Below are 26,516 nucleotides of genomic sequence, written 5' to 3'. Positions count from 1 at the left end.
CCGTGACGTACCTGTCCCATACGGCCTCCTTCCATTCGAACGAAAGGATCGCACCATCAAACCGTGGGATCAAACACCTAGCTGTTGTCGTCACGATCTAAGTTGACCCTTTGTGCCGAGCAGGGGGCGAGCTACTCGGAACGACCGGAGGGGGTAGCCCACCAACCGGCATAGGGCGTGTTCCCGACCTTGCGCCGGTTATAGTCGGGCGCGCCGTCGTTCCACCAGACGGGGCCGCGTTCGCCCAAGGCCACCTTGGCCGCATCGACCGCCTTGCGCGCCGCTGCCACCGCCGCGTCGTCGCCCGCGCGCTTCCCCGCACCGACCGCGCGGCGGGCGTCCATGAGGTCGTGGACGAGCCGTTCGCGCTCCGCCTCCGAAAGGTCCGGCCGCGTCGCGCGCCACAATACGCCGTCGACCACGATATAGCGGCCGTCTGGCGTGCGCGGCGGGGCGGTCATGCCGGTTCGATCAGCCGCCGCGCCTGCGCCCGCGCTTCGTCGGTGATTTCGGCGCCCGAGAGCATCCGCGCGATTTCCTCGCGGCGTTCGTCGCTCGACAAGGGCCGCACGCCGGTGCGGGTGACGATGCCGTCATGCGCCTTGGCGATCAGCAGATGGCGGTCGCCACGCGCCGCGACCTGGGGGCTGTGGGTGACGACCAGCAACTGGGTTGCGCGCGACAGGCGATGGAGCCGGTCGCCGATCGCTGAGGCGACCGCACCGCCGACGCCGCGATCGATTTCATCGAAGATCATCGTCGCCGCCCCGCCCTCTTCGGCCAGCGCAACCTTGAGCGCGAGGATGAACCGCGACAATTCGCCGCCGGACGCGATCTTGGCGAGCGGGGCGAAGGGGGCGCCGGGATTGGTCGAGATTTCGAATTCCACCCGGTCGCGGCCCGAGGACGACCATTGCCCTTCGTCGAGATCGGCAACGACGGTGCGGAAGCGCGCTGCGTCGAGTTTCAGCGGCGCGAGTTCGCCCGCGACGGCGGCGTCGAGGCGGGTCGCGGCTTCGGTGCGCGCGGCGTGGACGCGGTCGGCTTCCTTGGCAAAGGCGGCGCGGGTGGTCGCGACCGTCGCTTCCAGCTTGCCGATGCCGGCCTCGCCCGATTCGAGCAGTGCGAGGCGTCCGGCGAGGTCGCCGGCGAGCGTGGCGAGGTCGTCGGGCTGGACCCGGTGCTTGCGCGCCATCGCCCTGAGCGCGAACAGCCGCGCCTCGTCATCCTCCAGCGCGCCGGCATCGAAGGCGAGCGCATCGGCGGCATCGCGCAGTGCGGTTTCGGCGGCCTCGGCCTCGACCAGCGCGCGGTCGACCGCGGCGAGCGATTCGGTGAGCGCGGGATGCGCCTCGGCAATGCGTTCGAGCGCGCGGGCGGCCTGCCTGAGCGACGACAGCGCGCCATTGGGGCCGTCGAGCCGTTCCTCGACCTGGGTCAGGTCGCCCGCGACCTTTTCGGCGCGCTGCATCGAACGGCGTCGCTCGGCGAGCGCCTCCTCCTCGCCCGGTTCGGGGGCCAGCGCGGTCAGTTCGCCGACGGCATGTTCGAGCCAGTCGCGGTCGCGCTGTGCCACCTCGATCTCGGCCAGCGCCACGCCCAGCGCCGCCTCGGCATCGCGCCAGTCGCGATAGGTGCGGGTGAGCGGGGCGGTGTCGATCCGGCCGAAGCCGTCGAGCAGCGCCCGGTGGCCGCGCGGGTTGAGCAGGCCGCGATCGTCATGCTGGCCATGGATCTCGACCAGATGGGGGGCGAGGTCGCGGAGCAATCCTGCGGACGCCGGCTGGTCGTTGACGAAGCCGCGGCTGCCGCCATCGGCCTTGACGATGCGGCGGATGATCAGCGGCTCGCCGGGTTCGAGGTCGAGACCGTTATCGTCGAACAGGCGCGCGACCGGACCGTCGGGCGCGGGCGGCGTGAAGATCGCGGTGACCGCCGCCTGTTTCGCGCCGTGGCGGACAAGCGCGGTGTCGCCGCGTGCGCCGAGGGCGAGGCCGAGCGCGTCGAGCAGGATCGATTTGCCCGCGCCGGTCTCCCCGGTCAGCACGCCGAGACCGGCGGCGAAATCGAGGTCCAGCGCCTCGATCAGCACCACGTCACGAATGGAAAGCGCCGTCAGCATCGCGCCCTCCTTACCCGCGGAACAGCCGGAGAACAAACCCCTTCGTGTGGCGCGGCGCGGGTTTTGGAGCGCCGAGCGAGGGGTTTCGTTTCAACTACGATGTACCCCCGCGAAGGCGGGGGCCCAAGGCCAAGCAAAACAAAGGCTGAGGCGCGTGGCTCTGGATCCCCGCCTTCGCGGGGATACGGTGCAGTGGACTTTCGCAGAGGTCTTGCCTGCGCGGGGGCACGAAAGCAGCTTCCTGCAAGCGTTCCAGGGCAGCTAGCGAAGCGGGACGCCCGCGTCAGTTGCCGGGATTGCCGACCGATCCGCCCGAACCACTGGTGGTCGTGCCGTCGGTCGGGCCGGTCGGCGATCCGGTGACCGGCGGCGGGGTGGTGGCCGGGGGCGGCGGCGCACCGGCGGGGTTGAGCGATGCTTCTGGCGTGTCCTCGGCCGGTTCGACGGTTACCGTGCCGACCGGCGGCGGGGCGGGCTTGGCATAGGTGACCGGGATCGGCTTGGGCGGCGGCGGGCTCTTGTCCTTGATGAGATCGTAGGCGCGCTGATACCAGTCGGTGCCGGGATAATTGGCGCCGAGCACCGCGGCCGACTTCTTCGCTTCCTCGGGCACGCCCAGCGCCAGATAGGTTTCGGTCAGGCGCATCAGCGCCTCGGGCGCGTGGGTGGTCGTCTGATACTGATCGATCACCGAGCGGAAGCGCATCGAGGCGCCCAGCCACTGGCCGCGCTGCTGATAGAAGCGGCCGATCTCCATCTCCTTGCCCGCAAGGTGATCGCGGACGAGGTCGAGCTTCAGCCGGGCATCGGCGGCATAGGCGGTGTTGGGATAGCGGCGCGAGAGTTCGCCCAGCGCATCCATCGCTTGCATCGTGATCTTCTGGTCGCGGGTCACGTCGCTGATCTGCTCGTAATAGGAAAGCGCGATCAGATAATAGGCGTAGGGCGCGTCGCGGTTGCCGGGATGGACCGAGAGGAAGCGCTGCGCACCGGCGATCGCCTTGGTATAGTCGCCGTCGAGATAATAGCTGAACGCACCCATCAGCTGCGCGCGGCGCGCCCAGACCGAATAGGGGTGCTGGCGCTCCACCTCGTCGAACAGGGCGGCGGCGACCTTGTATTGCTGGCGGTCGAGCCTGCTCTTGGCAGCGGTGTAGAGCGTGCCCACGTCGCGGGCGACATAGGGCAGGTCGCGGCCGGCCCCCGCGCCGCCACGGGCACAGGCGGAAAGGCCGACGCCGGCGAGAGCGACGAGGATGAGCGCGGATGCGCGGGTCGATACGGTACGCATGGGCGACGCTTCTACTGCGCAAGGCGTATCGCGAACAGTCCCTTTCGCTTGGGGGTAAGGGGTAGCGCCAAGCACTGGTTTCGCGCATGGGAACCGCGACCTGTCCAACGCCCAATCGGAGTGCGTTCATGCCCGTCACCAAGCTCGAAATGCACCGCGTCGAAAAGCCGTGGGGCCGTCACAGCCTCGGCTTCGGTTTCGAAGACCAGCCCGCGGACCGCGATCCGGTCGGCGAAATCTGGTACAAGACGCCGGGCGACGATACCCCCGACTTGCTGGTCAAGTACCTGTTCACGTCGGAAAAACTGTCGGTGCAGGTTCATCCCGACGACCGTCAGGCACAGGCGCGCGGGCTGCCGCGCGGCAAGGACGAATGCTGGACGCTGCTGGCCGCCGAACCCGATTCGACGATCGCGCTCGGCACGCTCGAACCGATGACCGCCGAACAGCTGCGCGACGCGGCACTGGACGGGTCGATCGAGGAAAAGCTCGACTGGAAGCCAGTCAAGCCGGGTGATTTCTTCTATGCTAAGTCGGGCACGGTCCATGCGATCGGCGCCGGGATCACGCTGATCGAGATCCAGCAGAATTCGGAAACGACGTACCGGCTGTACGATTATGGCCGTCCGCGCGAACTGCATTTGGAGGACGGGGTCGCGGTGTCGGACGCGCGGCCATTCGTGGCACCCGAAGCACCGGGCAAGATCGCCGAGGATCGCTCTATCCTGGTCGACGGGCCGAAATTCGTGCTGGAACGCTGGACCGGCGGCGAGCGGATGGTGACGGTGCCCGCGGGCGTGAAGGGCTGGTTCGTGCCCGTTACCGGCTCGGGCAGCGCCGACGGCGTCGCATGGGCGGCGGGCGACTGCCTGACCTTCGAAGGGGAAGTTACCGTCCGGTCGAACGAAGATGCCGACCTGTTGTTCGCCTATCCGGGCGAAAAATATTGCTGACCCAAAAGTGAACGGAACGTAGTTTTCCGTTCACGCAACTTGGAGAGGGGCACGCCGTTCTACTCGCCATCCTAACGGAGTGGAGAAGTGTGATGCGTACCCCCATCCTTGCCACGCTGGTTGCGGCGATTGCTCTGCCGACCCTGGCCGCCGCACCGGCGATGGCGCAAACGCCGCGCCAGGAATATCGCGAAGACCTGCGCGATGCGCGCCGCGATTACCGCCGCGACGTCCGCCGGGCCGATGACCGCCGCGACCTGCGCCGGGCCGAGAACGAATATCGCCGCGACGTGCGCGAGGCGCGCCGCGACCTGCGCCAGAACCAGCGCGATTGGCGCGGTTATCGCAACTATGACTACAACCGGTTCGAACCGGGCCGGAACCGCTATTACGCCGACCGCTATTATCGTGACGGCCAATATTACCGCACCCGCGCGCTGACCCGCAACGACCGCATCTATCGCGGGCAGGACAATCGCTATTATTGCCGGCGCAGCGACGGCACGACCGGCCTCATCATCGGCGGTCTGGGCGGCGGCGTGCTCGGCAACGTGATCGCGGGCGGCGATTCGCGCCTGCTCGGCACGCTGATCGGTGGCGGTGCGGGTGCGCTGCTCGGCCGGTCGGTTGATCGCGGGCAGGTGGTCTGCCGCTGAGCTAGAGCGGGTTGTGACCATATCGAGGCGTCGTGATTGCCCTGGCGGGTTCGTCCGGCAACGAGCGTGGCGCAGCAGGTAGCGATGCTACCTGCAAGCCTCGCGACGCCGCCGGCGGGCGCGCCAGGGCAACCGCCTTGCGGCGGGCCGATTTTGGCCCAAGGCGGCGGCGCTCGTCGGTCACGATGCAGCCGCATCGCTCCGCTCCTCGCTTCTAGCCCTGAACCAAAATCGGCTCCGTCACGATGCCTCGATATGGTCGCAACCCGCTCTAGCGGATGGCCGGGGCGGTGTTGCGCCGCCCCGGCATTCCGCCGATGACATAGACGGCGAGGCCGGCCCAGATCAGGCCGAAACAGGCCAATCGGGTCGGCGTCAGCGTTTCGCCGAACACCGCGATCGCTAGCAGGAACTGCAGCGACGGCGCGATGAACTGCAGCATGCCCATCGTCGCGAGGCGCAGTCGTCGCGCGGCGGCGGCGAACAGCAGCAGCGGCGCGGTGGTAACCGCCCCGGCGAAGATCAGCTTGGCGGCCATGCCCGCCCCCATATCGAACGCCAGCGGCTGGCGGCTGCCGAGCCACAGCAGATAGCCGAGCGCTACGGGCGCGAGCAGCGTGGTCTCGACCATCAACCCTTCGAGTGCGCCGACCGACACCGTCTTGCGGATCAGGCCGTAGAGCGCGAAGCTGATCGCGAGGCTGAGGCTGATGCCAAGCGCGATCCACGACGATCCGAACGCGAACAGCGCCACCCCCGCCCCGGCCAGCGCGACCGCGAGTCCCTGCGTCCGGTTCATGCGTTCGCCGAGCAGGACGACGCCGAGCAGGACGTTGAGCAGCGGGTTGAGGAAATAAGCGAGGCTGGCGGCCAGCACCTGTCCGTGCAGCACCGCCCAGACATAGACCAGCCAGTTGATCGCGATGAAGCCAGCGCTGGCGACCAGATTGGCCAGCGCCTTCGGATCGGTGAACGCCGCGCGCAGCAGCGCACCGCGCCGGACCGCGATGACGATCCCCGCGACCAGCAGCGCCGACCACAGCACGCGCTGCGCGACGATCTCACCCGCGTCGATCGGCCCAAGCACCCGGAAATACAGGGGCAGCAGGCCCCACAGGACATAGGCGCCGACGCCGAACGCCAGCCCCTGCCGGTCCACCCCTTCGCTCACGACGTCAGATCAGGCCGCCGGTCAGGAACAGGCGGAGGCCGCTGACGATCAGGATGATGATGTTCAAGTTGCGGCCCGACGTCTTCGACGACAACAGCCCAACGACGAAGCCGACCAGCGCGATCGGAAACACGATCCAGTTCATCAGCGAGATGACGGGGATCAGCGCGGGGATGGCCAGCACCAGCGCGACGAGGCCGATCAGGATCGAGAATATGTTCAGCATGGGACAGGACATGGCCCCCCGGCCGCCATCGAGCAATGGCAGCAATGGTTTTTTGCACTACGAGGGAATCTTAATCGGTGATCGATAAGGTCGCCGCCGACCGTCCACCGGAGCCGCCCGTCGATGATTCGTTCCCTGCCCTTCGCGATCCTGTTGCTGCTGGGTGGTTGCGGTGGAGCGAACGCGCCCGACAACGGCCTCGACACGCTCGACGCGCAACTGACCCAGACGAACGCGACCGATCCGGCGGTGACCGCGGCGTTGCAGGACCAGATCATGGTCGATCCGACGCTGACGTCCCAGGCCAATGGCGACGCGGTGCGCCCGCCCGACCGGCCGTACAGCGCCGCCGCCCCCGCCCCGACCATCGCCGCCGGCAGCGCGGCGACGGACGAAGCGCTGCAATCCGCACCCGCACCCGGCGCCTGTCCGTCGTGCAAGGGCGGGCGCGAGGCACTGACGCTGGCCGAGCTCGCCAGCGTGCAGCGCGGCGGCAACCGGCAATGCGCGAACAAGGTCGGCTATTCGGCGGGCTGGGCCAATCGCCTGCCCGCCGCGTTCGCGCTGCATCCCGATGCGCGGGTGACCGAAGCGGCCGGGACCGATGCCGATGGCTGCCGGTTGCGCGTGGTCAGCTTCGTGATCGCGCAGCCGGTCGGGCAGATGGTCGACTGGTTCTACACCCGCGCGACGAAGGGCGGCTATTCGGCCGAGCATCAGGCCGATGGCGAACAGCATGTGCTGGGCGGGACGCGCGGCGATGCGGCCTATGCGGTGTTCCTGTCGCCCGAGGGACGCGGCACGTCGGTCGACCTGGTCGTCGACGGCGGCTGACCTTTACGGACGTCGATCGGATCCCCATGTCGTTACGGAGGGGGAATATATGCTGATCGTCGGTGCCGTCCTGATTGCCTGTATCGCCATATTGCGGTGGTGGCCCGAACTGCCCCTGGCACGTGGGCTGGCGGCGCTGCTGGTCGTGCCGGCGGCACGGCGGCTGGCCGCGCTGACGCCGGGGCATTGGTTGTTGTTCGTGATGGTATCGGCGGTGACCGGCACGGTGCTGTGGATGGGCGGCGACATGCTTATCGTGTCGGCGATGGGCGCGCCCGAGCTGGCCGGCATGCTGGCGGTGATCGATGTCGCCGCGTATCTCGACGCGATGCTGGCCGCATTCGCGGTGGCAGGCGCGGTGCGCGGTAGCGCAGTGCGGCTGTGGGTCGCGCGGTGGCTGTCGCGCGGGCGCAGCCGGCGGACGCGGCGGGTACGGGTCCTACGCAAGGCGGCGAATGATGACGACCCGGCGGGGGTTTGGCTGGCGGCGTGAGGGCCGCCACGCTCCATCCGCGTCACCCCAGCGCAGGCTGGGGTCTCGTGCGGCGAGGCGCGCGATCGATAACGGGAAGATCCCAGCCTGCACTGGGATGACGATTGCGGAGGCGTTCAGGGAGCGGGCGTAGCCACCGGCACCGGCCCGTTCGGCCCCGCCTCCAGCAGCGAATCGCCGCCCAGCGTCCGGTACAACGTCACCCGGTTGGTCGCCGCGATCAGTTGCGTCGCGACCAGCCGGCGCTGTGCGGTGTAATAGGAGCGCTGCGCGTCGAGGCTGGACAGGAAGGTGTCGATCCCGCCGCGATAGCGCGCCTCGGTCAGGCGGAACGTGTCCTGCGCGGCGAGCAGATTGGCGCGGTCGGCGCGGGTCTGTTCGGTGATCGTGCCCTGCCGGGCGAGCGCGTCCGACACCTCGCGGAACGCCGACTGGATGGTGCGTTCATAGGTGGCGAGCAATGCGTCGCGCTGCGCCTGGCTGAACTCCACCTCGGCGCGTCCCGCCCCGGCGCGGAAGATCGGGTAGCTGAGCGAAGGGGCGACCGAATAGTTGAACGCGCCGCCGGTGAAGAGCGTGCGCAGCGCGTCGCTGGCGAAACCGACCAACCCGGTCAGCGACAGGCGCGGGAACAGCGCCGCGCGCGCCGCACCGATATCGGCATTGGCGGCGAGCAGTTCATATTCGGCCTGCACCACGTCGGGCCGGCGCAGCAGGATGCCCGAATCGACTCCGGCCGGCAGGTCGGCGATGGTCGGCAGCACGATGTCGATCGATGCGGGCAGCAGCGCCGGATCGATCGGCGCGCCCACCAGCAATTGCAGCGCGTTAATATCCTGCGCCAATTGCGTACGCTGTTCGGCAAGGTCGCTTTCGGCGGTGGCAAGGATCTGTTCGGCCTGGCGTAGATCGGTGCGCGGCGCGACGCCGCCCTGCAACCGGGCGCGGGTCAGGCTGACGCTGCGCCGCGCACTCGCCGCCGTCGCCTCGGCGATGGTCATCAGGCTGCGATCGGCGCCATAGGCCGCCCATGCCTCTGCAATGTCGCCGACCAGCGTCAGGCGGGTCGCGCGCGCGCCGGCCTCGGTGGCGAAATAGCGATTCTGTTCGGCCTCGGTCAGCGACCGGATGCGGCCGAACAGGTCGAGTTCGAACGCGGTCGCGCCGAGGTCGAGCGAGAAGCTGCTTGGCGAGCGGCCGCTGGTGACGATCGTGCCGCCGGTGCCGCCGGTTCCCCCCGTGCCGGTGCCCGTGCCTGGCTGGCTGGTCCCGGTGCCGCCCGTCCCCGTACCGGGGATGGCGACGGTCGTGGCACCGTTGCCGGTGCCGCGATAGCTGTAGCGGCCTGACGCATCGACCTGCGGGAACAGGTCGGCGCGCTGGATGCGATATTGCGCGCGGGCAGCGCGGATATTGGCGGCAGCGATGCGCAGATCGCGGTTGTTGACCAGCGCCTGCCCGACCAGCGTGCGCAGCCGCGGATCGGTGAACACCTGTTCGAAGGTGAGCGCCGGCAGCGCCGCCTCGCTCTGCCGCAGATAGGCGTCGCCGACCGGCCACGAGGGCGGCACTACCGCCTGTGGCCGTTCATAGGCCGGGGTCATCGAACAGCCCGCCAGCAGCAGCGCCGGCAACGCGAGGGTCAGCCGCTTCATGCCGACGCCTCCGCCTGCTTCTTGCCACGCAGCTTGGCGAGGCCGTCGCGCACGCCGCGCCGGACCAGCACGAAGAAGAGCGGGATGTAGAAGATCGCCAGCACCGTCGCGGTGAACATGCCGCCGATCACGGCCGTGCCGATGGCGATGCGGCTGTTCGCGCCCGCGCCGGTTGAGATGGCGAGCGGCAACACGCCGAAGATGAAGGCGAGCGAGGTCATCAGGATCGGGCGCAGGCGGATGCGCGCCGCCTCCAGCGCGGCATCGATGACGCGCGCGCCCTTCTTTTCGGCCTGTTCGGCGAATTCGATCATCAGGATCGCGTTCTTGGCGGCAAGCCCCATCGTCGTCAGCAACCCGATCTGGAGATAGACGTCGTTCTCAAGACCCCGCAGCGTCACGAACGCGATCGCGCCGATCAGCCCGAGCGGGATGACCAGCAGCACCGCGATCGGGATCGACCAGCTTTCATAGAGCGCGGCGAGGCACAGGAACACGACGAGGATCGACAGGCCGTACAGGAGCGGCGCCTGTCCCGACGACAGCCGTTCCTGGAACGACAGCCCGGCCCAGGCGACGCTGGTCCCCGGGATTTGCGAGGCGAGTTCGGCGATGCGGTCCATCGCCTCGCCCGAGCTGACGCCCGACGCCGCCTGCCCCTGAAATTCGAACGAGGGCAGACCCTGGAAGCGCGAGAGGGTGGTCGGCGCGACCGTCCAGCCGGTGCGCGAGAAGGAGGAGAAGGGCACCATCTGACCGTTGCTGCCGCGCACGAACCATTGCGACAGGTCGCCGGGTTCGCTGCGATAGGGGGCGTCGCCCTGTACGAACACGCGCTTCACCCGGCCACGGTCGATGAAGTCGTTGACGTAGCGCCCGCCCCATGCGGTCGACAGCGTGTTGTTGACGTCGCCTTGCGTCAGCCCCAGCGTCGACAGGCGCTGCTGGTCGATATCGACGTTCAGCGTCGCGATGTCGGGCAGTTCGGACAGGCGTACGCCGGTCAGCATCGGATCGGCGTTGGCGGCGGCAAGCAGCTTGTCGCGCGCCTCGGCGAATTGCGCGGTGCTCATGCCGCTGGCATTCTGCAGCTCCATGGTGAAGCCGTTCGACTGCCCCAGCCCGCGGATGGCGGCGGGCAGCAGCGCAAAGACCTGTGCATCGCGGAAGTTGCGGAAGGCGGACGAGGCGCGGTCGACGATCGCGTCGGCGCCATTTTCCTTGCCCTTGCGATCGGCCCAGTCGGTGAAGTTGATGAAGCCCTGTCCGGTATTCTGACCCGAGGTGCCGCCACCCCCGCCGGCGACGGTCAGGATCGTGCGGATATTGTTCTTCTCATGGGTCAGTAGATATTGTTCGACCGAGCGCTGCACCTCCTCGGTACGGCCGCGCGTCGAACCGGCGGGCAGCTGGAAGCGGATCTGCGCCGCGCCCTGATCCTCGGTTGGCAGGAAGCTGGTCGGCAGGCGGACGAACAGCAGGACAAGGATGGCGAGCACCGCCGCATAGAGCAGCAGGTACAGCCATTTCCGGTCGATGACATGGACGACGCCGCGTTCGTATTTCTCGACCCCGCGATCGAACCGGGTGTTGAAGCCGTTGCGCAGCCGTTCGCCGACATGCGCGACGCGCGGGAATTTGCGCTCCAGCCAGCCGCCTTCGAGGCTGCCGTCCTCGCCGCGCTTCTTCTGCTTGAGCAGCGTCGCGGTGAGCGCGGGCGACAGGATCAGCGCGACCAGCACCGACAGGATCATCGCCGCGACGATCGTCACCGAAAACTGGCGATAGATGACGCCGGTCGACCCGCCGAAAAACGCCATGGGCAGGAACACCGCCGACAGGACGATACCGATCGCGATCAGCGCGACCTGAATCTCCTCCATCGACTTGATGGTGGCTTCGCGCGGGGTGAGGTCGGGATTCTCCTCCATCAACCGCTCGACATTCTCGACCACGACGATCGCGTCGTCGACCAGCAGGCCGATGGCGAGGACGAGGCCGAACAGTGTCAGCGTGTTGATCGAGAAGCCGGCGAGATAGAAGACGCCGAACGTGCCGAGCAGCACGACCGGCACCGCGATCGTCGGGATCAGCGTCGCGCGCCAGCTTTGCAGGAACACGAACATGACGATGACGACCAGGATGACCGCCTCGACCAGCGTCTTGACCACTTCCTCGATCGACAGCTTGATGAAGGCGGTGGTGTCGTTGGCATAGGCATAGGTCAGGCCGGCGGGGAAGTTGGCCGATTGCCGCTCGACCTCGGCCTTGACCAGTTCGGCGGTCTCCAGCGCGTCGGCGCCGGGTGCGAGGCTGATGGCGAGGCCGGCGCCGGGATGGGCGTTGACCCGGCTCAGCGCCGCGTAATTTTCCTGCCCTAGTTCGATCCGCCCCACGTCCGACAGGCGGACGGTCGATCCGTCGGGCAGCGTCTTCAGGATGATCGCCTTGAACTGCGCCGGCGTCTGGAGCCGCGACTGGGCGGTGACCGTCGCGTTCAGCTGCTGTTCGGGGCCGGACGGCTGGCCGCCCAGTTCGCCCGCGGCGACTTCGGTATTCTGGTTCTGGATCGCGGTGATGACGTCGCCTGGCATCAGCGAAAAGGACGCGAGCTTCGCCGGATCGAGCCAGATGCGCATTGCATATTGCGACCCGAACACGTTGGTTTCGCCGACGCCGTTGATCCGCGCCAGCGGCTCGACCAGGTTCGCCTCCATAAAGTCCGACACATCGCCATTGGTGCGCTGGTCGGTTTCGTCGAAGATGCCGACGATCATCAGGAAGTCGGGATTGGACTTGGTGACGCGGATGCCCTGTTGCTGGACCTGTTGCGGCAGGCGAGACAGCGCCTGCTGCACCTGATTCTGGACCTGCACCTGCGCGATGTCGGGGTCGACGCCCTTGTCGAACGTGGCGCTGATCGTCACCTGCCCGCGCGACGAACTTTGCGAACTGAAATAGAGCAGGCCGTCGATGCCGGTCAGCTGCTGTTCGATGATCTGCGTCACCGAATTCTGGATCGTCTCGGCATTGGCGCCGGGATAGGTGGCGCGGATGTTGACCTGCGGCGGGGCGACGTCGGGATATTGCGCGATGGGCAGCGACAGGATCGCGCCCAGCCCGGCCAGCATGGTGATGATCGCGATCACCCAAGCGAAGATCGGGCGATCGATGAAAATGCGGGACATGGCTTATCCGGCCTTGGCGGGCGCGGACGCAGGGTCGCCGGCGGGTTTCGGTTGGATTCGTTGCGGCGCGTTCGCCGGGACCGGCTTGATCTTCGCGTTCGGGCGCAGGTTGGCGGTGCCTTGCGTAATCACCTTGTCGCCGGGATTGAGGCCCGCGGTCACGACCCAGAACTGGCCCTGTGTGCGATCGGCTTGCACCGTCTTCTGCACGGCGGTGTCGTTCGGGCCGACGACGAAGACCGTCGCCTGGCCCCGCGGATCGCGCTTCACCGCTTGTTGGGGCACGAGGATGGCGCGCTGGTCGATCGCCTGCGCGAACTTGGCGCGGACGAACATGCCGGGCAGCAGCACCCCCTGCGGGTTGGGGAAGCGGGCGCGCAGCGTCACCGTTCCGGTCTGGGCATTGACCATCACCTCGGCAAACTGGACGGTGCCGGTCTGTCCGAAATCGCTGCCGTCTTCGAGGGTCAGGCGCACCGCTGCCGATGCCGGCACCGCCCCGCCGCTCGCCAGTTGCCGCCGCAGCGCCAGCAGGTCGGCGGCCGATTGCTGGATATCGACGAAGATCGGGTCGAGCCGCTGGATCACCGCCAGCGGATCGGTCTGGTTGGTGGTGACCAGCGCGCCTTCGGTGAAATAGCTGCGCCCGATCCGCCCGGTGATCGGCGCGGGAACGTTGGTGAAGGACAGGTTGACGCGGGCGGTTTCGAGCTGCGCTCGGCTCTGTTCGACGGCGGCGGCGGCCTGACGCGCCTGTGCGGCGGCGTCGGTATAGTCCTGGCGGCTCACCGCCTCGATCTCGGCCAGCGGGCGGAAGCGTTCGGCGCGGACCCGCGTCGCCTCGGCATTGGCCTGTGCGCTGTTCAGGTTCGCGACCGCTTCGTTGGCCTGTGCGCGATAGAGGCGCGGGTCGATCTGGTAGAGCGTCTGTCCGGCGCGGACCAGCGCGCCTTCGGTAAAGAAGCGGCGGCGGATCAGCCCCGCGACCTGCGGACGGACTTCGGATTGCTGGAAGGCGACGACCCGCGCGGCGAGGTCGGCGGTCTGGGCGACGCTGGTCGGCTGGACCACGACGAAGCCGACCGCAGCCGGCCCCTGATTGCCGCGGCCGTTCTTGCCTTTGTCCTTCTGGTCACCGCCGCTGCCGCAACCCGACAGGAGCAGGGCGAACGACAGCAGCAACAGGCACGGGCGAACGCGCGACGACGCGGATCGGATCAAGGCGGCAACCTTTACGACGGAATACGACACGGATGCGCCGACCGTATCACCGACCGGACACCCGAAAGTTTCGTGAACCGTTTTCATACGCTTGGCGTCGCGCGACGCAATGCGTGAGTTGTCGCAATTTGTCGCGGGGCTGGGACGCCCCTCCCTCGTCAAGGCGGAGAGCTTCCGGTCAGGCCCGCTGCCAGCGATGCGCTTCCCTCGATTCTGGCTTCATCTCGATCGAATAGCCGGGCCGGCTCGGCGCGCGATACGCGCCCTTCTCGACCACACAGGGGTCGACGAAATGTTCGTGCAGGTGATCGACGAATTCGGCGGCGCGGTCGTGCTTCACGCCCGAAAAGCACAGATAGTCGATCATCGACAGATGCTGGACATATTCGCACAGCCCGACGCCCCCGGCATGCGGCCAAACGGCGAGGTTGAACTTCGCCGCCATCAGCAGCACCGCGAGCACTTCGTTCACGCCGCCCAGGCGACAGGCGTCGATCTGCACCACGTCGAGAGCGTGGCGCATGATGAACTGTTTGAAGACGATGCGGTTCTGGCACATCTCGCCGGTCGCGATCTGGACCGGCTTCACCCCTTCGCGGATCGCGCGGTGCCCCTCGACATCGTCGGGCGAGGTCGGCTCCTCGATGAAGCGCGGTTTGGCGAAGGCAAGCGCGTTGACCCGCTCGATCGCCTCGGACACCTCCCATACCTGATTGGCGTCGATCATCAGGTCGATGTCAGGCCCGATCGTCTCGCGCGCCAATGCCACGCGCCGCTGGTCGTTTTCGGGATCGCCGCCGACCTTCAGCTTGATATGGGTGAATCCATCGGCCACCGCCTCACGGCACAGCCGGACCAGCTTCTCGTCCGAATAGCCGAGCCAGCCGGGCGAAGTGGTATAGGCCGGATAGCCCTCCGTCAGCAGCGTCGCCCGCCGCTCCGCCTTGCCGATCGCGCGTTCCTCGAGCAGCGCGACCGCTTCGTCGGGGGTGATGCAGTCGGTCATGTAGCGGAAGTCGATCAGGCCGACGATCTCGCTGGCCGACATCGAACCGATATAGTCCCATAGCGGCAGGCCCGCCGCCTTGGCGAGCAGGTCCCACACCGCATTGACGACCGCACCGGTGGCGAGGTGGATGATCCCCTTTTCCGGGCCGACCCAGCGCAGCTGGCTGTCGCCGGTCATCCGCCGCCAGAAGCCCGCGCCGTCGTTGCGGATATCGTCGAGCGACAGTCCCTCGACCAGCGGCGCCAGCGTCGCGATCGCCGCGCAGCACAGGTCGTTGCCGCGCCCGATGGTGAAGGTCAGGCCATGGCCTTCGAGGCCCGGCGTATCGGTTTCAAGGATGCAATAGGCCGCCGAATAGTCCGGCTCCGGGTTCATCGCGTCCGACCCGTCGAGGAAGGTCGAGGTCGGAAACCGGATGTCATGGACCGATAACCGGGTGATGATCGTCATGCGCAGCCCCCATGGGGGCATCGGTGGTGATGATCGATCCGCCCCGTCCCGGTCACCGCCTATCGGGTGCCGTAGACGTTTTCATATATGAACGGATTTTCGCTTGCAACCGGAAAGCGTCTCATCATGGCTGCCGACGAGGCCGATCCCCCTCAAGGATGATGGTCGTCGTCCACCAACTGCGCCGATATCCGCGCCGCCGCCGCCTGCACCGCCGCCGCCGCCGCGTCGATCGCATCGGGTTCGCCGAGCTTCGCCAGATAGGGCATGGTCAGCGCCGCTGCCGCGGCACCGCCGCGCAGGATCGGCGCCGACAGGTCGGTCACGCCGCTGACGAAGCGGCTGGGGGTGCGTTCGACCGCGCGCTGACGGATTTCGTCGGCATGCGTGCGGAACGCGGCCAGCGTCTCGGCATCAGGCTGCGGGTCGAGCAGCTTTTCCCAGCGGGCGCGGACGTCGTCGGGCTGAAAGGCATAGAGCACCGCCCCCGACGCCGCCTGCAACAACGGCCGGCGATAGCCGACGCGCACCGAAAAGCCGAGCTGTTCGGCCGATTCCATCCGCGCGACCACCGCCATGTCGCCCATGGTATGGACCGCGACATGACACGACTGGCCGGTCTCCTGCGCCAACCGCCGCATTTCGGGCAGCGCGACCTCGATCAGATAGCGGGTGCGCGGCTGGTTCATGCCGAGTGAGAACAGCCGGTCGCTCAGGCTATAGCCCTCGCCGCCCGCCTCGCTGGTCAGATAGCCGCGATATTCGAGCACCTGCACCATGCGGAACAATTCGCCATGCGACCGCCCCAGCCGCTGCACGATCTGCGTCAGCGTCAGCGGCGTCGCACAGCCGGCGAGCAGTTCGAGGATATCGAGCCCCTTTTCGAGCGCGGGCGCCCGGTAACGGCGATCGTCGCCGGTGTCGGTATCTGAGGCTTGGTCGGAGGCGTCGATGGTCATGACCACGACCTTCGTCAAAAACGCCATGCCGTGCAAGCCGATGGCTGGCGAGCCGCCGTTGCACCGCACAAGACACTTGATACGTTGTATCATATTGCGGTAGCGGCACGGATCACTGTACTTCGGAGTCGTATCAAATGGTCCGTGCCGCCCTGTGGCTGTCGAGCGCCGCCCTGTTCGTTCCCGCCGCCGCCTTCGCCCAGACGACCGCCACGCCGGCGACCGGCGACGACTATCACCGCGACGCCCCGCCCGAGATCATCATCACCGCCCCCTATGCCCGCAACCAGGCCGACATCCTGTCGGGCACCAGCGTGCTGAGCGGCGAGGAACTGACCCGCGAACTGCGCCCGACCATTGGCGAGACGCTGGCGCGCCAGCCGGGCGTCTCGGCGACCAGCTTCGGCCCCAACGCTTCGCGCCCCGTCTTGCGCGGTCTGCAAGGGGAACGCGTGCGCGTGCTGACCGACGGCATCGGCAGCTTCGACGTGTCGAACACCTCGGTCGACCATGCCGTCGCGATCAACCCGCTGACCGCGGACCGGATCGAGGTGTTGCGCGGCCCCTCCGCTTTGCTGTTCGGATCGTCGGCGATCGGCGGCGTGGTCAACGTCATCGACAGTCGCATCCCGCGCCGGGTGCCGACCGAACCGATCCATGTCGACGCGATCGGCACCTATGGATCGGCCGCGAACGAGCGGACCGGATCGGCGGCGGTCGATGTGCCGGTGACCGACAGGGTCGTGTTCCACCTCGACGGCACCTTCGGACAGACCGACGATCTGCGCACCGGCGGCTATCTGTTGTCGCGGCCGTTGCGCCAACAGGCGGCGGCCAGCGACGAGGCGGAGGTGCGCGAGCTGGCCGACCTGCGCGGCCGCCTGCCCAATTCGCAGTCGAAGATGTGGGAAGTGGCCGGCGGTGCGGCGATCGTGACCGAGACCGGCAATCTCGGCTTCTCGGTCAGCCATCTCGACAATCGCTACGGCGTGCCCGAGCGGTTCGACGTCGCCGACCACGACCATGAAGGCGAAGAAGAGGGCGAAGAAGAAGGCCACAGCCACGAACAGGTGACGCTGCACGTCCGCCAGACCCGCGCCGACATGCGCGCCGAGGTCGATACCGGCGACGGCTTTGTCGAGCGGCTGCGCGTGCGCGGCGGCATCGCCGATTACCGCCATGACGAGATCGAGGACACCGGCGAGATCGGCACCAGCTTCTACAATCGCGGGCTGGAAGCGCGGGTCGAGGCGGTGCAGGCGGCACGCGGCGCATGGCGCGGCGCGTTCGGCGGGCAGATGTATATCCGCGACCTGAACATCGTCGGCGAAGAGAAATTCATTCCCAAGAGCGAGACGCAGCAATTCGGCCTGTTCACGCTGCAATCGTTCGATCTGGGCGCATTCCGCGCCGAAGCGGGCGGACGCTATGAATATTCGACCGCCCGCGCCGCCGCCGATATCGATCTGGGCACCGACGATATCCGCCGCCGCTTCAACAGCTTCTCCGGCTCGCTCGGCGCCAGTGTCGGGCTGGCCGACAATGTCCGCTTCGGCTTGAACGCCAGCCATACCGAACGTGCGCCCTCGGCCGAGGAACTGTTCGCCAACGGCCCGCATGCCGGCACGCAGGCGTTCGAGATCGGCAATCCGCTGTTTGCCAAGGAAATCAGCGACGGGCTGGAAGCGACGCTGAAGGGATCGGGCGACGGCTACAGCTTCGGCCTGTCGGCCTATCACAACTGGTTCCGCAACTTCATCTACGAGAACCCGACCGGTGCCGAGCAGGACGAACTGCCGGTGTTCCAGTATCAACAGGCCGATGCCCGGCTATGGGGCTTCGAGGCGGAGGCGTCGGCGCGGCTGGCGAGGATTGGGGAGACAGCGATCAACCTCGACGGTCTGGCCGACTATACCCGCGCGACGATCGTCGATCGCGGCCCCGCCCCGCGCATCCCGCCGCTGCGCGTGCTGGGCGGCATAGAGGCGCAGGGCCGGCTGGTGCAGCTGCGCGGCGAGGTCGAGCATGTGACCGCACAGGACCGCGTCGCCGATCTGGAGACGACGACGCCGGCCTATACGATGGTCAACGCGTCGGTATCGCTGCGGCCGTTCGGGCAGGACAGCAAGACGACGTTCATGGTGTCGGCGAACAACCTCTTCGACGTCGAGGCGCGCCGCCATGCGAGCTTCCTCAAGGACTATGCGCCGCTCGCCGGGCGCGACATCCGGGTGACCGCGCGGCTGGCGCTGTAACCGCCTCCCCGCTTGCGGGCGGGGCGTGATGGATTTCCATCCGCCCCCGCCCACCCTATCTAGCGCGCCATGTCCCGCGCCCGCGTTCTCTTGCTCAATGCCGCGCTCGGGCCGCTCGACTACCGCGTGCCGCACGGCATGGCCGTCGAGCCCGGCTCGATCGTCACCGCCCCGCTCGGCCCCCGCCAGCTGCTGGGCGTGGTGTGGGATGCCGAACGGCTGGCGACCGAGGAGGTTGGCGACAACCGCCTGCGCCCGTTGCTGGGCGTTGCCGACGTGCCGCCGATCGCCGCGCCGCTCCGGCGGCTCGTCGAGTGGACGGCGGGCTATTACCTCGCGGCGCCGGCATCGGTGCTGCGCATGTGCCTCGCGTCGAACTCCGCGCTGGAGGGGGCGAAGCTCGCCATCGAATATCGCGCGACCGGCGAGATACCCGACCGGCTGACCCCGCAGCGGCAACAGGCGCTGGAGCGGATCGGCGAGCGGCGCGGGCTGGTGCGCGAACTGGCTGCCATCGCCGATGTGTCCGATGCGGTCATCCGCGGCCTCGTCAAGCTCGGCGCGATCGAGGCGGTATCGGTCGATATCGACCAGCCCTATGGCGAACCCGATCCCGACCATCACCGCCCCGAACTGTCCGCCGACCAGCGCGCGGCGGCGGACATGCTGACGGGGGCGGTCGAGGCGCACGCCTTCCACCCCTTCCTGCTCGACGGCGTCACCGGATCGGGCAAGACCGAGGTGTATTTCGAGGGCGTAGCGACGGCGATCGCGGCGGGGCGACAGGTGCTGGTGCTGCTCCCCGAAATCGCGCTGACCGAACCGTTCCTAAAACGCTTCACCGCACGCTTCGGCTGCGAACCGGTGCCGTGGCACAGCGACCTGCGCTCGACTCAGCGCCGCCGGGCGTGGCGCGCGATCGCGTCGGGACAGGCAAAGGTCGTGGTCGGCGCGCGCTCGGCGCTGTTCCTGCCCTATGCCGATCTGGGGCTGATCGTCGTCGACGAGGCGCACGAGACCAGCTTCAAGCAGGAAGAGGGCGTGCATTACCACGCCCGCGACGTGGCGGTGATGCGCGGGCTGTTCGAGAAATGCCCGGTGATCCTCGCCAGCGCGACCCCGGCTATCGAGACGCGGCAACAGGTCGCGCAGGGCCGCTACACCGAGGTCAAGCTGCCCGGCCGCTATGGCAAGGCGCAATTGCCGACGATCGAAGCGATCGACCTGATCGAGCAACCGCCCGAGCGTGGCCGCTGGATCGCCGCGCCGCTGGTCAAGGCGATCGACGAGACGCTGACGCGCGGCGAACAGGCGCTGCTGTTCCTCAACCGGCGCGGCTATGCGCCGCTGACATTGTGCCGGTCATGCGGGCATCGCTTCCAATGCCCCAATTGCACCGCGTGGATGGTCGAGCACCGGCTGATCCACCGGCTGTCCTGCCATCATTGCGGCCATGTCATCCCCACCCCGCGCGCCTGCCCCGAATGCCAGGCCGAGGATGCGCTGGTCGCCTGCGGCCCCGGCGTCGAGCGGATTGCCGACGAAGCCGCCGCGCTGTGGCCGACCGCCAAGATCGCCATCGTCACCTCCGACACCATCTGGTCCCCGGCCAAGGCGGCGGAGTTCGTCGGGCGGATGGAGGCCGGCGACATCGACATCGTCGTCGGCACGCAGCTGGTGACGAAGGGCTATCACTTTCCCAACCTCACCTGCGTCGGGGTGATCGATGCCGATCTGGGGCTGCAGGGCGGCGACCTGCGCGCGTCCGAACGTACCTTCCAGCAAATCGCACAGGTCGCGGGGCGCGCGGGCCGCGGGACCAAGCCCGGCCATGTCTATATCCAGACGACCCAGCCCTCCGCCCCGGTGATGCAGGCGCTGATCTCGGGCGATGCCGACAGCTTCTATGCCGCCGAGACCGAGGCGCGCGAGGAAGCGGGCGTGCCCCCCTTCGGCCGCTATGCCGCGATCATCGTGTCGTCGGAGGACAAGGGCGCGGCGGAGGCGACCGCCCGCGCGATCGGCCGCGCCGCGCCGCAGGTCGAGGGCTGCCACGTCTACGGCCCCGCCCCCGCCCCGCTGGCGATGCTGCGCGGGCGTCACCGCTTCCGCCTGCTGGTCCACGCCACTCGCGCACTCGACGTGCAGGACGTGATCCGCGACTGGCTCGACGGCGTGGACTGGAGCGCCAAGGTCCGCGTCGCGGTCGATATCGATCCCTATAGTTTCGTCTGATCCGCCGTCTTGGCGCGGTCATGGAGCCTCGCTACCCCATACGGACGAACGGCGTGGGAGTGGCGTATGATTCGCGTGGCGTTGGCGGCGCTGATGGCGCTGTGGCCGGTTGCGGCGCAGGCCGAATGGCATGAGGCGCGCTCCGACCATTTCATCGTCTATGCCGACGATCCGGCGGCCGAGGTCGCCCGCTATGCCGAACGGCTCGAACGGTTCGACCGGGTGCTGCGCCTGCTGACCAAGATGCCGGCCGAACCGATCGCGGTGCCGAACCGGGTGAACGTGTACGTCACCGGCGACCTGTCGACGATCACCAAGCTGGTCGGGCAGCGCAATGTCGCGGGCTTTTACATCCCGCGTGCCGCCGGATCGGTCGCGTTCGTGCCCGAATATAGCGGCATCAGCACGACCGGCATCGATCCGCAACAGGTGCTGTTCCACGAATATACCCATCACTTCATGCTGTCGAACTGGGCCGAAGCGGCGTTTCCGAGCTGGTTCGTCGAGGGCTTCGCCGAATTCTTCGCGCCGACGCGGCTGCGCGACGACGGATCGATCGAGGTCGCACGCCCGCCCATGTACCGGGCGCGCCAGTTCCAGACCGGGATGCCGGTGTCGGCGACGACGCTGCTGACCGGCGATGCGAACAAGATCGATCGCGGCGCGCTCTATGCCGGCGGCTGGGCGCTGACCCATATGATGCTGCTCGATTCGGCCCGCCGGGGACAGATGGACCAGTTCATGCGCGCGGTCGCTAGCGGCGAAAGCGCGACCAAGGCCGCGGCGGTGTTCGGCGACCTGACACAGCTCGACCGCGATCTGGCGCGCTATGTCCGCTCGGGTCTGCGCTATTCGATCATGCCGCCGGGGACGATCACCAAGGCCGATGTCACCGTCCGCGCGCTGACCCGGGCGGAAGCGGCGATGATGCCGGTCCGCATCCGTGCCAAGCGCGGCGTCGACCGGGCACAGGCGCTGACGCTGCTCCCGCTGGCCCAGCGGGCCGCCGCCCCCTATCCGAACGACGCGACGGCGCAGGCGCTGCTCACCGAGGTCGAATATGATGCGGGCAACTTCGCCGCCGCCGAAGCCGCCGCGCGCCGCGCCGTCGCCGCCGATCCGAAATCGGTCGACGGCCATACCTATCTCGGCAGGGCGCAGATGGCACAGGCCCGCGCCGCGCGGGATACGACCCCCGAGCGGTGGCGCGCCGTCCGCAAATCGTTCCTCGCCGCCAACGCGATCGAGAATGACGACCCCGAACCGCTGCTGCTCTATTACCAGACCTATCAGGTGCCGGGTCAGGTGCCGACCGCCAATGCCCGCGACGCGCTGCTGCGCGCGCATCTGCTGGCGCCGCAGGACCGCGGGCTGCGGATGCAGGCGGCCCGCGTCCTGCTCGAAACCGACCGCCTCGACGAGGCCCGCCGCGTGCTGGGGCCGGTCGCCTATTCGCCGCATGGCGGGCGCAGCGCCGTCCTTGCCCAGCAGTTGATCGCGTTGATCGACAATGGCGGGGCGAAGGCGGCGCTCGACCATTGGCGCGGGAAGCCGCAACCGACGACGAGCGACAGCGACGACGATGACGACCAGGACGACAAGGACAAGGACGGCAAGACCGCCTGACCCCTTGTGCCGCCCGGCGCTTTGGCCGAAACGGCGGCGGTCATGGTTACCAATGCGACTTCGCTCCATCGCTGGCTGACGCTCTGGCTGACGGCGCTTGCCGCCCTGCTGGTCCTGTCCGCCCCCGCCCGCGCCGACGACGTGTCGGCGGCGGCGCGTGGGGTCGTGCGCGTCGTCGTGATCGCGACGGTCGATGGCGAGATGGTCGATGTCGAACACGGCACCGGCTTTGCGGTCGCGCCCAATCGCGTCGTCACCAACGCGCACGTCGTCGAACTGATGGAACGCTATCCCGGCGATACCGTCGTCGGCGTCGTCCCGTCCGAAGGCGACCGGTCGTTCGAAGGGCGCGTGGTGCGCATCGACAAGTCGCGCGACCTTGCGCTGATCGAGGTAAGCGGCGTCCGCCTGCCGCCGCTCACCCTCTATACCGGCGGCGTCGGCGAAGGCGATGCGGCGATCGCGCTCGGCTATCCCGGCAATGTCGACCTCGCCACCGCACGGTCGGTCGACGATTTCGTGACGCCGACATCGCCGGTCCGTTCGCAGGGCGTGCTGTCGGGCAATCGCACGCTGGAGGGCACGGCAGTGCTGGTCCACACCGCCAACATCGCGCGCGGCAATTCGGGCGGACCGCTGCTTGACGCGTGCGGCCGGGTGCTGGGCGTCAATTCGGCGCTGACCCGCGGAGAGGAGGGCGATGCCAGCTTCGCCTTCGCCATTTCCGATGCCGAACTGATCGCGTTTTTGCGTGAGGCGGAGCAGCCGGTCGCGACCATCGCCACCCCCTGCCTGACGCTGGCCGATGCCGATGCCCGCGACCGCGCCGATGCCGAACGTCAGAGCATCGAGGATCGCGAGCGCGCCCGCGCCGCCGCCGAACGCGCGCGTGAGGAACGCGCGACCGCGCTCGAACAGGCGCGCGCCGACAATGCCGAACGCCGCGAGAACATGATCGCCGCCGCCGCGCTGCTGCTGGCGCTGGCGGTGCTGGCGGCGGGCGGTGCTGGGTTGCTGGTCTCGCGCGGACAGACGCGCGAGGCGAAGTGGGCGGCGATCGGCGGGGCCGTGCTGTTCGTCGGCGCGATCGCCACCTTCCTGTTGCGGCCCGATTTCGATCCGGCCGCGATCGCCGCCGCCGACGAATCGGGGGATACCGCCGCGACCCGCGTCACGCCGTTGTCGGGGCCGCTCGAATGCACGCTGGTGCCCGAACGCAGCCGGATCATCCTGTCGCCGGTCGAAACCGTGCGCTTCGACTGGCGCGCCGATGGCTGCATGAACGGCCGCACCCAATATGCCGAGGCACCGGGCGGCGGCTGGGAACGCATCCTCGTCCCGAATGAGGACGCGACCGTCTCCGTGCTGCGCTTCGATCCGGTCAGCGGCAGCTACACCAACAGCCGCTATCTGCTGTCCGCCGAATCGATGGAACGCGCCCGTACGCTGCGCGGACAGGTGCAGCAAAAGGCGTGCGCCGCCGACACCGGCGCACGCGCGGCGCTGGCGACCCAGCAATCGGCGATTCGCACCTCGCTGCCCGGGCAGGTCAACGAACGGCTGGTCTATCGGTGTACGGCGGCCAAGTAGTTTCGGGGATTTCGCGGAATGGTTGCGTTCCGCGCGAAGCTCCGTCTCCCACCACGTCACCCCAGCGAAGGCTGGGGTCTCCCGCGGTTCCTGCCGCGTGCATCACCGGGAGATCCCAGCCTTCGCTGGGATGACACTTGTTGCGAGCGGGACAAATCGAATCCCTCCGCGCGAACCCGTTTTCGTTCTTCTTGCCGCCCGATAATCCCCCGTTCAGCTTCCGCTCGAATCGCAACCCACCGCGGCGCCTCCCACAAAGCTTGCGAAATCGTGACACCGATGCTAGCGGCCCCCACGACCCATCGGGGGCGCATGGGCCGGTCAGCGGCGCGACTTTTGGTCGCGACGGCGGTTGGGATGCAGCTTCCTCATCGGCATGGGACGTAGAATTGACCCCTGACAAGGACGCGCGCGTGGAGACATCCGGCGGAACTACTGGCGGCGGCATGATCCAGGCGAGCCTGGGCGGCCGCTATGCGACCGCGCTGTTTGACCTCGCCCAGCAGCAGGGCCAGCTCACCGCGGTCGAATCGAGCCTGAAGACGCTGTCGCAGGGCATTGCCGAGTCGCCCGATCTGGCGGCACTGGTGAAGAGCCCGCTGATCGGCCGCACCGATGCCGCGCGGACCATCGCGGCGCTGGTGCCGGTGCTGGGTCTCGACCCGCTGACCGCCAACTTCCTTGGCGTGCTGGCGCAGAATCGTCGCTTGGGCGATCTGCCCGCGATCATCCGCGCCTTTCGCGAACTGGCGGCGCGCAGCCGTGGCGAAACCAATGCAGAGGTCGTCTCGGCGCATCCGCTCGACGATTCGCAGGTCGACGCGCTGCGCCAGCAGCTGCGCCACCGGGTCGGCCGCGACGTCGCGATCGACCTGAAGGTCGACCCCTCTCTCCTTGGCGGACTGGTCGTGAAGATCGGCAGCCAGATGATCGATAGCTCGATCAAGACCCGACTGAACACGCTCGCGCACGCGATGAAAGGCTGAACATGGATATCCGCGCCGCAGAAATCTCGAAGGTCATCCGCGACCAGATCGCCAATTTCGGCACCGAAGCGCAGGTTTCGGAAGTCGGACAGGTCCTGTCGGTCGGTGACGGCATCGCCCGCATCCACGGGCTCGACAACGTCCAGGCGGGCGAAATGGTCGAGTTCGGCGGCGGCATTCAGGGCATGGCGCTGAACCTCGAAGCCGACAATGTCGGCGTCGTGATCTTCGGCTCGGACTCGTCGATCCGCGAAGGCGACACCGTCAAGCGCACCGGCACCATCGTCGACGTGCCGGTCGGCAAGGGCCTGTTGGGTCGCGTGGTCGACGGTCTCGGCAACCCGATCGACGGCAAGGGTCCGATCGTGTCCGAACAGCGCGCCCGCGTCGACGTGAAGGCCCCGGGCATCATCCCGCGCCAGTCGGTCAGCGAGCCGATGCAGTCGGGCCTGAAGGCGATCGACGCGCTCGTGCCGGTCGGCCGTGGCCAGCGCGAACTGATCATCGGCGATCGTCAGACCGGCAAGTCGGCGGTGGCGATCGACACCTTCATCAACCAGAAGACGGCGAACGCCGGCTCGGATGAATCGAAGAAGCTGTACTGCGTCTATGTCGCGGTCGGCCAGAAGCGCTCGACCGTCGCCCAGCTGGTGCGCACGCTCGAAGAAAACGGCGCGATGGAATATTCGATCGTCGTCGCCGCGACCGCGTCGGACCCGGCTCCGCTCCAGTATCTGGCGCCCTACACCGGCACCGCGATGGGCGAATATTTCCGCGATAACGGCATGCACGGCCTGATCGTGTTCGACGATCTGTCGAAGCAGGCGGTCGCCTATCGTCAGATGTCGCTGCTGCTGCGTCGTCCGCCGGGTCGCGAAGCGTACCCTGGCGACGTGTTCTATTTGCACAGCCGCCTGCTCGAGCGCGCCGCCAAGATGTCGGACGCCAATGGCGGCGGCTCGCTGACCGCGCTGCCGATCATCGAAACCCAGGCTGGCGACGTGTCGGCCTACATCCCGACCAACGTGATCTCGATCACCGACGGCCAGATCTTCCTCGAAACCGACCTGTTCTTCGCCGGCATCCGCCCCGCGATCAACGTCGGCCTCTCGGTCAGCCGCGTCGGTTCGGCCGCGCAGACCAAGGCGATGAAGAAGGTCGCAGGGTCGATCAAGCTGGAGCTCGCCCAGTATCGCGAAATGGCCGCCTTCGCGCAGTTCGGCTCGGACCTCGACGCCTCGACGCAGAAGCTGCTGAACCGCGGTGCGCGCCTAACCGAGCTGCTCAAGCAGGCGCAGTTCTCGCCGATGCCGTTCGAGGAACAGGTCGCCTCGATCTTCGCCGGCACGCAGGGCTATCTCGATCAGGTCGCGGTCAACGACGTGACCCGCTACGAGCAGGCGATGCTCGCCGACCTGAAGGCGAACCACCCGCAGGTGCTCGCCAAGATCCGCGATACCAAGGATCTGGGCGACGAGGCGAAGTCGGGCCTGAAGGCCGCGCTCGACCAGTTCGCAAAGAACTTCGCATAACCAAAAGCCCTCTCCCCTTCAGGGGAGAGGGTTGGGAGAGGGGAAGAGCGGAACGGCCGAAGTT

Annotated in this window: 20 protein-coding genes; 10 read left to right on the top strand and 10 right to left on the bottom strand. The window is 68.0% G+C overall.

Translation table 11 applies throughout. From position 1 onward, the window contains the following. Positions 1 to 131 precede the first annotated feature (131 nt). From ACTHQV_RS14965 to ACTHQV_RS14955, 3 genes are all read right to left on the bottom strand, one after another. Entirely contained in the window at positions 132 to 461 is a 330-nt protein-coding gene (locus ACTHQV_RS14965; RefSeq protein ID WP_440491373.1) for a hypothetical protein, read from the bottom strand. Beyond that, a complete protein-coding gene (recN, locus tag ACTHQV_RS14960; protein ID WP_440491371.1) occupies positions 458 to 2,122 on the bottom strand; it encodes a DNA repair protein RecN in 1,665 nt (554 codons plus the stop codon). Before recN ends, ACTHQV_RS14965 begins: the two co-directional genes overlap by 4 nt. Before the next feature lie 283 nt (positions 2,123 to 2,405). After that, positions 2,406 to 3,413 (bottom strand): outer membrane protein assembly factor BamD, encoded by a 1,008-nt coding sequence (locus ACTHQV_RS14955; RefSeq protein ID WP_440491369.1) that lies wholly within the window; start codon positions 3,411 to 3,413, stop codon positions 2,406 to 2,408. Positions 3,414 to 3,541: 128 nt separating this feature from the next. Here ACTHQV_RS14955 and ACTHQV_RS14950 point away from each other — a divergent pair, with 128 nt between their 5' ends. Then, on the top strand, positions 3,542 to 4,366 hold the full coding sequence (locus ACTHQV_RS14950) for a class I mannose-6-phosphate isomerase (protein WP_440491367.1): 825 nt from the start codon (positions 3,542 to 3,544) through the stop codon (positions 4,364 to 4,366). Positions 4,367 to 4,458: 92 nt separating this feature from the next. Next, positions 4,459 to 5,022, top strand: coding sequence for a glycine zipper 2TM domain-containing protein (locus tag ACTHQV_RS14945; protein ID WP_440491365.1), 564 nt, complete (start codon positions 4,459 to 4,461; stop codon positions 5,020 to 5,022). A gap of 271 nt (positions 5,023 to 5,293) precedes the next feature. Here ACTHQV_RS14945 and rarD read toward each other — a convergent pair whose 3' ends face one another. After that, the gene (gene rarD / locus ACTHQV_RS14940) at positions 5,294 to 6,193 is read right to left on the bottom strand and encodes an EamA family transporter RarD (protein ID WP_440491363.1); all 900 of its coding nucleotides are present in this window, start codon (positions 6,191 to 6,193) and stop codon (positions 5,294 to 5,296) included. Positions 6,194 to 6,197: 4 nt separating this feature from the next. Further along, complete coding sequence (locus ACTHQV_RS14935; RefSeq protein WP_056459621.1) at positions 6,198 to 6,419, bottom strand: hypothetical protein; 222 nt, start codon at positions 6,417 to 6,419, stop codon at positions 6,198 to 6,200. Positions 6,420 to 6,542: 123 nt separating this feature from the next. Here ACTHQV_RS14935 and ACTHQV_RS14930 point away from each other — a divergent pair, with 123 nt between their 5' ends. Together ACTHQV_RS14930 and ACTHQV_RS14925 are read left to right on the top strand one after the other, a co-directional pair. Beyond that, entirely contained in the window at positions 6,543 to 7,253 is a 711-nt protein-coding gene (locus ACTHQV_RS14930) for a hypothetical protein (protein ID WP_440491362.1), read from the top strand. Between the two features lie 49 nt (positions 7,254 to 7,302). After that, a complete protein-coding gene (locus ACTHQV_RS14925; protein ID WP_440491360.1) occupies positions 7,303 to 7,746 on the top strand; it encodes a hypothetical protein in 444 nt (147 codons plus the stop codon). A 116-nt stretch (positions 7,747 to 7,862) separates the two neighbouring features. On the opposite strand, the gene ACTHQV_RS14920 is transcribed toward ACTHQV_RS14925, so the two are convergent. From ACTHQV_RS14920 to ACTHQV_RS14900, 5 genes are all read right to left on the bottom strand, one after another. Continuing rightward, on the bottom strand, positions 7,863 to 9,401 hold the full coding sequence (locus tag ACTHQV_RS14920; RefSeq protein ID WP_440491358.1) for an efflux transporter outer membrane subunit: 1,539 nt from the start codon (positions 9,399 to 9,401) through the stop codon (positions 7,863 to 7,865). Then, a complete protein-coding gene (locus ACTHQV_RS14915; RefSeq protein WP_440491357.1) occupies positions 9,398 to 12,589 on the bottom strand; it encodes an efflux RND transporter permease subunit in 3,192 nt (1,063 codons plus the stop codon). The genes ACTHQV_RS14920 and ACTHQV_RS14915 overlap by 4 nt, the downstream gene beginning before the upstream one ends. A 3-nt stretch (positions 12,590 to 12,592) precedes the next feature. Beyond that, positions 12,593 to 13,807 carry an efflux RND transporter periplasmic adaptor subunit gene (locus ACTHQV_RS14910; protein ID WP_440491383.1) on the bottom strand — a complete coding sequence of 405 codons (1,215 nt, stop codon included), beginning with the start codon at positions 13,805 to 13,807 and terminating at the stop codon, positions 12,593 to 12,595. Positions 13,808 to 13,988: 181 nt separating this feature from the next. Then, on the bottom strand, positions 13,989 to 15,269 hold the full coding sequence (locus ACTHQV_RS14905; RefSeq protein ID WP_440491355.1) for an L-fuconate dehydratase: 1,281 nt from the start codon (positions 15,267 to 15,269) through the stop codon (positions 13,989 to 13,991). Between the two features lie 152 nt (positions 15,270 to 15,421). Continuing rightward, the gene (locus ACTHQV_RS14900) at positions 15,422 to 16,255 is read right to left on the bottom strand and encodes an IclR family transcriptional regulator (protein ID WP_440491354.1); all 834 of its coding nucleotides are present in this window, start codon (positions 16,253 to 16,255) and stop codon (positions 15,422 to 15,424) included. Positions 16,256 to 16,365: 110 nt separating this feature from the next. Here ACTHQV_RS14900 and ACTHQV_RS14895 point away from each other — a divergent pair, with 110 nt between their 5' ends. The 6 genes from ACTHQV_RS14895 to atpA all read left to right on the top strand — a co-directional run bounded on the left by ACTHQV_RS14895 (position 16,366) and on the right by atpA (position 26,452). Then, positions 16,366 to 18,483: a TonB-dependent receptor gene (locus ACTHQV_RS14895; protein ID WP_440491352.1), complete on the top strand. Its 2,118-nt coding sequence runs from the start codon at positions 16,366 to 16,368 to the stop codon at positions 18,481 to 18,483. Positions 18,484 to 18,552: 69 nt separating this feature from the next. Then, positions 18,553 to 20,718 (top strand): primosomal protein N', encoded by a 2,166-nt coding sequence (locus ACTHQV_RS14890; RefSeq protein WP_440491351.1) that lies wholly within the window; start codon positions 18,553 to 18,555, stop codon positions 20,716 to 20,718. Between the two features lie 66 nt (positions 20,719 to 20,784). Beyond that, positions 20,785 to 22,344 carry a hypothetical protein gene (locus ACTHQV_RS14885; RefSeq protein ID WP_440491349.1) on the top strand — a complete coding sequence of 520 codons (1,560 nt, stop codon included), beginning with the start codon at positions 20,785 to 20,787 and terminating at the stop codon, positions 22,342 to 22,344. A gap of 42 nt (positions 22,345 to 22,386) precedes the next feature. Continuing rightward, positions 22,387 to 23,934, top strand: a complete 1,548-nt coding sequence (locus tag ACTHQV_RS14880) for a S1C family serine protease (RefSeq protein ID WP_440491348.1) — start codon at positions 22,387 to 22,389, stop codon at positions 23,932 to 23,934. A gap of 413 nt (positions 23,935 to 24,347) precedes the next feature. Continuing rightward, complete coding sequence (locus tag ACTHQV_RS14875) at positions 24,348 to 24,920, top strand: F0F1 ATP synthase subunit delta (RefSeq protein WP_440491347.1); 573 nt, start codon at positions 24,348 to 24,350, stop codon at positions 24,918 to 24,920. A 2-nt stretch (positions 24,921 to 24,922) separates the two neighbouring features. After that, positions 24,923 to 26,452, top strand: coding sequence for a F0F1 ATP synthase subunit alpha (atpA, locus tag ACTHQV_RS14870; protein WP_345879634.1), 1,530 nt, complete (start codon positions 24,923 to 24,925; stop codon positions 26,450 to 26,452). Positions 26,453 to 26,516 lie beyond the last annotated feature (64 nt).

Source organism: Sphingomonas sp. SAFR-052, from assembly GCF_051965015.1.
Taxonomy (GTDB): domain Bacteria; phylum Pseudomonadota; class Alphaproteobacteria; order Sphingomonadales; family Sphingomonadaceae; genus Sphingomonas.
Note: the sequence above shows the minus strand (reverse complement) of the source record. Positions and strands in the feature narration are given on the sequence as shown.

Coding starts and splice junctions, on each gene's coding strand:
- ACTHQV_RS14965 (WP_440491373.1), bottom strand. CDS start 461: ATGACCGCCCCGCCGCGCACGCCAGACGGCCGCTATATCGTGGTCGAC.
- recN (WP_440491371.1), bottom strand. CDS start 2,122: ATGCTGACGGCGCTTTCCATTCGTGACGTGGTGCTGATCGAGGCGCTG.
- ACTHQV_RS14955 (WP_440491369.1), bottom strand. CDS start 3,413: ATGCGTACCGTATCGACCCGCGCATCCGCGCTCATCCTCGTCGCTCTC.
- ACTHQV_RS14950 (WP_440491367.1), top strand. CDS start 3,542: ATGCCCGTCACCAAGCTCGAAATGCACCGCGTCGAAAAGCCGTGGGGC.
- ACTHQV_RS14945 (WP_440491365.1), top strand. CDS start 4,459: ATGCGTACCCCCATCCTTGCCACGCTGGTTGCGGCGATTGCTCTGCCG.
- ACTHQV_RS14935 (WP_056459621.1), bottom strand. CDS start 6,419: ATGCTGAACATATTCTCGATCCTGATCGGCCTCGTCGCGCTGGTGCTG.
- ACTHQV_RS14930 (WP_440491362.1), top strand. CDS start 6,543: ATGATTCGTTCCCTGCCCTTCGCGATCCTGTTGCTGCTGGGTGGTTGC.
- ACTHQV_RS14925 (WP_440491360.1), top strand. CDS start 7,303: ATGCTGATCGTCGGTGCCGTCCTGATTGCCTGTATCGCCATATTGCGG.
- ACTHQV_RS14920 (WP_440491358.1), bottom strand. CDS start 9,401: ATGAAGCGGCTGACCCTCGCGTTGCCGGCGCTGCTGCTGGCGGGCTGT.
- ACTHQV_RS14915 (WP_440491357.1), bottom strand. CDS start 12,589: ATGTCCCGCATTTTCATCGATCGCCCGATCTTCGCTTGGGTGATCGCG.
- ACTHQV_RS14905 (WP_440491355.1), bottom strand. CDS start 15,269: ATGACGATCATCACCCGGTTATCGGTCCATGACATCCGGTTTCCGACC.
- ACTHQV_RS14900 (WP_440491354.1), bottom strand. CDS start 16,255: ATGGCGTTTTTGACGAAGGTCGTGGTCATGACCATCGACGCCTCCGAC.
- ACTHQV_RS14895 (WP_440491352.1), top strand. CDS start 16,366: ATGGTCCGTGCCGCCCTGTGGCTGTCGAGCGCCGCCCTGTTCGTTCCC.
- ACTHQV_RS14890 (WP_440491351.1), top strand. CDS start 18,553: ATGTCCCGCGCCCGCGTTCTCTTGCTCAATGCCGCGCTCGGGCCGCTC.
- ACTHQV_RS14885 (WP_440491349.1), top strand. CDS start 20,785: ATGATTCGCGTGGCGTTGGCGGCGCTGATGGCGCTGTGGCCGGTTGCG.
- ACTHQV_RS14880 (WP_440491348.1), top strand. CDS start 22,387: ATGGTTACCAATGCGACTTCGCTCCATCGCTGGCTGACGCTCTGGCTG.
- atpA (WP_345879634.1), top strand. CDS start 24,923: ATGGATATCCGCGCCGCAGAAATCTCGAAGGTCATCCGCGACCAGATC.